The 1,553-nt window shown below is 67.0% G+C and carries 1 pseudogene; it reads right to left on the reverse strand.

What is annotated here, in order from left to right:
• A pseudogene (locus ACJOT3_RS34605) lies at positions 1-603 on the reverse strand (hypothetical protein); the annotation flags it as partial.
• Positions 604-1,553: the final 950 nt, after the last annotated feature.

The following is a 1,553-nucleotide window of genomic DNA, read 5'->3' on the forward strand; positions in this document are numbered from 1 at the left end:
GGTCTGGAGGCGTGCGGCGAGGCGGTTGATGCGGGCGACCGTGGTGGCCTCGCCCTCGGCTCGGGCGGCCAGGATGCCGGTCTCCATCATCTGCCGTATCCGGTCGGCGGACACCGGTTCGCCGTCGGTGTCGTGGGGGGCGGTGGCGGGGGTCGTTTCCAGGGTGTGGGCGGCCTTGTCGGCGGCCTTGACGATCGCGGCGGCCTCCTCGGCGGACAGGTGTCCGGTGTGGAAGGCGTGGGCGGTGGCGGGGAGCCGGTCGTGGTGGAAGGCCAGTGCCAGGGTCTCCAGGGTGGCGGCGCGGTGGGCGGGGATGCCGAAGGCGTGGACCGCCCAGTCTTTGAGGCTGCGGTAGCCGCCGATGTGGGCCAGGGTGCCGTTGGCGGCCATCTGCGCCACCGGGGTCAGGATCGCCACCACGATCCGGTCCAGTTGCTGCCAGACCCGGGCGGCCTGGTCCAGGAGGTCGGCCTCACCGCCGAAGGGGACCGGGGCGGTGGTGGTGAAGGTGCGGGTGACGGCGTCCACGGCAGCGGCCATCGCCGCATCGACCGGGGTGTCCCCGGCCTGAATGCGCGTGCCTGCGTGCGTGTTCTCCGCCATGGTTCCATAATACCGGCGAGGGGTTTTTGGTGCGGGGTTTTCCACAGGGCTGATAAATTTTCTTCGCCCCCTTCCCCGGAGGGTGGGGAAATGGTTGACCGGAAAGGGTTCGCCGAATATTCTGGGCCGCCCGAAACTCCGGACATTGCGGAGCCGAGAAAGGCGGGTATCCGGCTTCTCCGAGGAATGGGACGGGTAGCCGTTTCTTCTGCCTCCGGCGCCCGTGGGGGTGACCCGGGGCGGGGGCATCGCGTGCCGGGGGGCGCCCTGGGGCGGAGGTTATCCACAGGTTGGGGTGGGTGCCTGCGGTGGGGGGTGGGGGTGGGCTAGCGTGGAAGCGGCCGGGGTGTGCGCTGGGGTCGGGAGTGTATGACGCCCCCGAATCCATTCTCCCTCCCGCCCCTGCCTTTCTGGAAGCCGTTCGAGCCTTCTGTGGATAACTTCGCCGACTGGTGCTGGTGAGGGTGACCCAGGCGGAGCCTGTTCGCCAGCGCGGGTTTTCACAAGCGAGCAAGCTCCTGGCAAGCGTGGGACCGAGCCGGATGTCGATCTCGCCGAGCGCCCCGGAACCGTCGACTTCAAGTCGGGTGATCGGGTTCCTCGCCATGCCCTACGGGCTTTATAGGCCTGCGGAACCCTTCCCCCGTTTTCAGGGGTCATGAGCTGCGACGATACACCCCCCTCTGTGCGCGACCACCCTTGCAAGCGCACTCCAGACCGTGACCCAGGCCACTTTTTGTCTTTGCGATTCCCTGACCAGTACAAACACCGTGCACGCAACACGGGGTTTTCAGGGGCGAATCGGGTTCGGTGAGCCTTTTTCATCCTGAAGGTGCAGGTCACAGCCCCGTACCGGTCTCCCTGAAGCCCTTCTGAACAGCAAGAAGCCCCTGGTAGATGGATTAACGACCAAGAAAACCCGCCCCACCAGAGGCTCCACATGCTGTTCT

The sequence above is a fragment of the Nocardiopsis protaetiae genome (assembly GCF_045446735.1).
Taxonomy (GTDB): domain Bacteria; phylum Actinomycetota; class Actinomycetes; order Streptosporangiales; family Streptosporangiaceae; genus Nocardiopsis; species Nocardiopsis protaetiae.